This window comes from Stenotrophomonas sp. P5_B8 (assembly GCF_054049855.1).
In genome coordinates this window covers 1-5351 of sequence record NZ_JBFULO010000260.1, presented here as the reverse complement: position 1 = coordinate 5351, position 5351 = coordinate 1, and the positions used below count along the sequence as shown (strand labels likewise).

General features: G+C 64.3%; 5 protein-coding genes. 1 reads left to right on the top strand and 4 read right to left on the bottom strand.

Annotation, left to right across the window (positions count from 1 at the left end):
- From ACXJKH_RS13835 to ACXJKH_RS13820, 4 genes are all read right to left on the bottom strand, one after another.
- On the bottom strand, positions 1-1126 hold a 1126-nt coding region (locus ACXJKH_RS13835; RefSeq protein ID WP_457320091.1), incomplete at its 3' end, for a TonB-dependent receptor plug domain-containing protein.
- A gap of 286 nt (positions 1127-1412) precedes the next feature.
- Positions 1413-2561 (bottom strand): cellulase family glycosylhydrolase, encoded by a 1149-nt coding sequence (locus ACXJKH_RS13830; protein ID WP_457320089.1) that lies wholly within the window; start codon positions 2559-2561, stop codon positions 1413-1415.
- Positions 2562-2671: 110 nt separating this feature from the next.
- The gene (locus ACXJKH_RS13825) at positions 2672-3817 is read right to left on the bottom strand and encodes an aldose epimerase family protein (protein ID WP_457320088.1); all 1146 of its coding nucleotides are present in this window, start codon (positions 3815-3817) and stop codon (positions 2672-2674) included.
- Between the two features lie 93 nt (positions 3818-3910).
- Positions 3911-4840, bottom strand: a complete 930-nt coding sequence (locus tag ACXJKH_RS13820; protein WP_457320086.1) for a 2-dehydro-3-deoxygalactonokinase — start codon at positions 4838-4840, stop codon at positions 3911-3913.
- A 104-nt stretch (positions 4841-4944) separates the two neighbouring features.
- Between ACXJKH_RS13820 and ACXJKH_RS13815 the strand changes: the two genes are divergently transcribed.
- Positions 4945-5351: family 43 glycosylhydrolase (locus tag ACXJKH_RS13815; protein ID WP_457320084.1), on the top strand; the 407-nt coding region annotated here is incomplete at its 3' end.

Below are 5351 nucleotides of genomic sequence, written 5' to 3'. Positions count from 1 at the left end.
GACCATTCAGATAGAACCGTGACGGATCCATGGCCGGGTCGCCCGCCAGGTACCAATTCTGATGATTGCCGGCCGTGCCATCCCACACCGTTGTGATCGGACCGCTCAAGAACGTATCGATGATGAAGTTCTCATCGCGGTAATAGCCGGACGTGCGCGCGACCTCGGTGGAGAGGTGCAGCTGGTCGCCATTCCACTTGAAGCCGAGCGCGTTCTGAATGTCCTGGCCGCGCTGCTTGTGAGCCTGGGTACTGCTGGCCGCGTAGGTATCACCGGTCCAGGAACCACTGGTGGCATCGCAGATGGTCTGACCCGAGAGCGGGCCCGCCAGCTGGTTGGGATAGCAGTTGCTGCCCACCTGCAGCCCGGTGGGCGGCACCACGCCGACCGGGAAACTGAAGAGGAACGCCTGGTCATAGTCGTCGCGCACGTAGTCGTAAAGACCTTCGACGTAGACCTCGGTGTTCTCGCTCGGCTTCCACTGCAGGGCATAGTTGAATGCGCTGCGCTTGCGGTCGCCATGGTTGTAGTTGGTGCCCCAGCCGTTGGGCGCCGCGATCAGGTTGCCGTCATCGGTCCGCATCGGCGAGCCGCCGGGGTTCTCCAGCACCTTAGGGAAGTCGCCCCAGACCGCGTCGTATGCGTAACGCTTGCCGATATAGCCGAAGTTGACCATCGCACCGATCTCACCTGCATCGGTATCCCAGCGGTTACTCAACAGCAGGCTGGCCGAGGGATCGATATCGCCGGCGTACTTACTGTGGGTGCCGGTGACAGTGCCAGCAATTTCAGCGCCATCGAAGTCGAGTGGGCGGCGCAGCTGGATATCCACCAGGCCGGCGATGCCGCCGAGCGGCAAACTGGCCTCGCTGCTCTTGTAGACGTTCAGACTCTTGATGGCGGTGGCCGGCAAGTTCTGGAACGCGTACCCACGACCGGAACTGCTGAAAATCTCGCGGCCGTTTAACGTGCTGATCACGTTGGGAAGTCCGCGGATCACAACGCCGGTGGTTTCGCCTTGGCTGCCTTGGGCGATCTGCACCCCAGTTACGCGTTGTAGCGCATCGGCCACACTGTTGTCGGGCAGCTTGCCGATGTCCTCGGCGACGATCGAGTCGACCACCATCGCCGCCTCCTGTTTGATCGTCTGGGCGGTCTGCAGGCTCTGGCGCAGCGCGGTAACCGTGACGGTATCCAGGTCAACGGCGGTGGGCTGCGCAGCCGGGTCAGGCGTGGCCACATTTACCGCACCCGCAGTCTGCGCCTGCACTAGGGCGGGCAGGGCAAGGGCGGACAGGATGGCCAGGGAGAGCAGGGTGCGGGAGGAATGGCGAGTCATGGCGGTATCTCCGGATTCCGGAAAGCGAGCGCGGCGGGTGGCCCGCCATCGGTCGATGGCGGGCCGTCAGGTGTCAGAAGGCAGGAACGGACTTGCGCGGCGTTTTTGCCAGGGTGCGGAACAGCTCCGCCTCTCGAGCGCGATACGGCGTGCCATCGGCGTTGAGCAGGTCGTGGAACCACACGGTCGGTGCCTCCATCGTGTACGGGCGCTGCCAGCTGTCCCAAGGGAAGCGGGTCTGGATCGCGCCGTCAACGAAGCCCCAGTTGATCATCCCGATGTTCTCGCGGCGGGCGATCGGCAGGATCGTGTCCACATTGGAGCCGGCGCCGCGGGCAAGCCACTCGGTGCAGATGAGCGGGCGGCCATACTTGCGCAGTTGCTCGATGCGGGACACAAATGCTTCAGGCTGCTCGTAGTTGTGGAAGGTGATCACGTCCGAGCGCTCCAACTGCGTGCGCTGGATCGAGGTGAGGGAGGCGGCGCCCGGTGACCAGTCATCACCGATCCACACGCCGCTGGTGAGCGGCTGCACCGGCTTTTGGGCACGCGCCCAATCGAAGATCTGGGGCAACAGCCCGGCGATGCGCTCCTGCTCGCCCTTCAACTGCTTGTCCATGTAGTTGCCGCCACCGGGGTTGTCCGGCTCGTTCCACAGGTCCCAGGCCAGCACGCGCTTGTCTTTGGCGAATGCGCCGACCACGCCTTCCACGTACTCGCGGAAGTGCTTGTCGTTGGCTGGGTCCACCAGCATGTGGCGGCTCGGGCTCTGCACCCAGCCGGAGTTGTGCACGCCGGGAATGGGGCGGTGCTGCGGGCCCAGCTTCGGGTCCGGGTCCCAGCAGCTGTCGAACAGCACCAGCATCGGGCGGATGCCATGCTTTTCAGCGATGCTCAGGAACGTATCCACGCGCTTGATGAAGCCCTGCGGGTCCTGCTGCCAGAGCAGATCGTGGAGGTACACGCGCATGGTGTTCATGCCGAACTGCTCGTGCGCCCAACGAAGCTCGCGGTCGATGGCTTCCGGGTCGAAAGTGTCGGCCTGGAACATTTCCAGCTGGTTGATGGCGTTGGRGGTGGTGTAGTTCGCCCCCACCAGCCATTCCTGCTTCGCATACCAGCTTTCAGCCTGCGCCGGCGTCCAGCGTGCGGCTTCGGTCGCATGCGCCATGGGCGCAACGGCGAGCAACGTCGCCAGCAAGAGGGAAGGCCACTTTCGCATCAGATGCATCTCCTTGGATCATGAGCTGCCCGTCCTGGCGGAAACCGGGAGGCGGGCGCTACGTGGTGGTGGTGCCGGCACAGAGACCGGCAGGTGCGCAGGGCGCGGGATCAGCGGCGTTGGTTGGCAGCGCGGTCCGTAGTGAAGTCGTAGACGATCCGGTTCAGATAGGTCTCACCCGGCGCCAGTCGTGCCGAGCCGAAGGCCGGCTGATTCGGGGTATCGGGGAACAACTGCGGTTCCAGCGCGATCGCATCGCCTTGGCGATACACGCGGCTACTCTTGCCCACCGTGCTGCCATCCAGGAAGTTGCCCGAATAGAACTGCAGCCCTGGCTGAGTGGAGAGCAGCGTCATCACGCGACCGGAGCGCGGGTCGTGGACACGGGCAACTTCCCGCAGTTCACGCACCGGCGCCTTGCTGATGACCCAATTGTGATCGTAGCCCTGGCCGTGCAGCAGTTGCGGTTCGTCGCCCCGGCGCAGGTCGCGACCGATCGCCTTGGGCGTGCGGAAATCGAACGCGGTCCCTGCCACCGGCTGCAGCACCCCAGTGGGAATCAACGTCGCATCCACCGGCGTATAGGCGCTGGCCGGAATGGTTAGCTCGTGCCCCATCGCCGAGCCCGATCCCTCACCGGAAAGATTCCAGTAGGAGTGGTTGCTGAGATTGACGATGGTGGGCGCGTCGGTGGTGGCGCTGTAGTCGATCTCCAGCCGGCCATTGCCCTTCAAGGCATAGGTCGCGGTGACCGTGAGTGTGCCGGGGAAGCCCATGTCGCCATCGGGACTGACATGCCGCAAGGTGGCGTGGTCCGGTGTGACGTCCACGACCTGCCACACCACCTTGTCGAATCCCCGGCTTCCACCGTGCAGGCTGTTGGGACCATTGTTGACGGGGACCTGGTAGGTCTTCCCATCGAGGGTGAAGCGGCCCTTGGCAATCCGGTTGGCGAACCGGCCGACGATGGTGCCGAAGTACTGCGGTTTGTCCAGCGTGGCTTGCAGATCTTTGTCGCCCAGCAGCACGTCGGCGAACGCACCATCGCGGTCCGGGACTTCCAGCGAATGCAGTGCCGCGCCCAGGGTCAGAACCCGGGCCTGCATGCCGCTGCCATCGCGCAGCAAGATGGATTCCACTTTGGTTCCATCCGGCAACTTGCCCACCACCGTCCGCTCCTGGCCCTCGGCGACACCCGCTGCGGAAAGTGCCAATACGCCGATCAATCCTGCCGTTTTCCCCTTGCCAGCACGCATTGCTCAAGACCCCTCTCGATGTCGTGGAGCGTACAAAAACATATAATCAGACAATACGCACGTTGCGACGCAACAAGCGCTCAATGCGGACCGTCACTGCGTTGCGGCAGTCATCGCATGGATGGCCGAAAAGCCGCGCACCACAGCGTCCGGTGACGCGGTCGGCCGCGCTGCGATGCCCAGTTCGGCCAATGCCGCCTGGTAGAGCAGGTTGACCGGACCGGAACCGACCAAGGGCACCGACGCATCTCTCAGGGAAGGAAACAGCGCCAGCGCGTCGGCGATCTCCGCGCCGACCAGCAGGCCGCGCAGGTACGAACTGGTCTGGTCGCGAGGCAGCGCACGCCGAATCATCTTCGCGCGAACGCCGAAGAGCAGGGCGCCCAACCCGAGCGGACCGTTTGCCGCCGCGCGCACGCCTTCGGCAAAGGCCGCCCCGGGTGTGCCGGGCCCCTCAAGCACGGATGCCAGCAGGCCGGCGCTGGCCAAACGGTCGAACAGTTCACCCGACATCGAGGTCATGAAACTGTCCACACGCCCATCGATGAGCTGTATCCACTTCGTGTGCGTACCCGGCAGGGCGACAATGGCATCAAGGCCGATGTTTCCACCACTGAGCAAGCCCAGCAATTCGGTCTCCTCACCACGCAGGACATCGGGCGCACCGTCGACGGGGCGCACACATGCCATGCCGGGCACGATGCTCACATCCAGCGTACCGATGCGGGCGGATACTAGGCTTAGCGCGACCGCCTCCACGCCCGCAGGACAATCCACATAGCCGGCATCGATCCAACCAACGTTGGAACCGATCATGCCGGCGGCATAGGCATGGCCCGCGTCGGGCCACCGTGCCCGGATCGCATCGGCGGCGGCGGCCATGCCTTCGCGCTGCAGCAGTGCCACTCCGACGGGCATCTCGTATGCGTCCAGCCTTCGTCCATCGGCCCCGATCAGGTAGGCCCGCAGATTGGAGCTGCCCCAGTTGATGCCAATGATGCTGTCCGTGTGACGCTGCTGCATGGCGAATCCTCAAGGCGGACGGAGTGTTGCCTATTGTCCGATTATATGATTTGGTTGTGCGGCGCTGGCAAGCCTGTCAGCGCGGCATTCCACGGGAGGGGAAGATGTTCAATGGCACGCTTCGTGCGCTGGTAGTCACGGCGCTCCTGCAGGCATCTGGCGGCGTATCCGCCATAGCGCCGGCAACGGACAATCCACTTCTGCTGTCCGGGCCGGACCCTTGGATCACCCGCGAGGGCAAGATTTTCTACTACATGGGCACACACGGCGACCGGCTGGCGATCCGCGCCACCACCGATCTTGCCAAGCTTGATGCGGCACAGGAAATCACGGTGTGGCGGCCACCGGCGACCGGACCCAACGCCACCTCGATCTGGGCCCCGGAACTGCACCGCATCGAGGGCAAGTGGTACATCTACTACACGGCCGCCGCCAGCGGCATTGCCGGAGGGCAGGAAGACGCACACCGCGGCGTGTTCGTGCTGGAGAACAGCAGCGGGGACCCCACCAC

What these genes read in the sequence shown, in the direction of transcription:
- ACXJKH_RS13825 (WP_457320088.1), bottom strand. Translation starts at nt 3,817, where the DNA reads ATGCGTGCTGGCAAGGGGAAAACGGCAGGATTGATCGGCGTATTGGCA.
- ACXJKH_RS13820 (WP_457320086.1), bottom strand. Translation starts at nt 4,840, where the DNA reads ATGCAGCAGCGTCACACGGACAGCATCATTGGCATCAACTGGGGCAGC.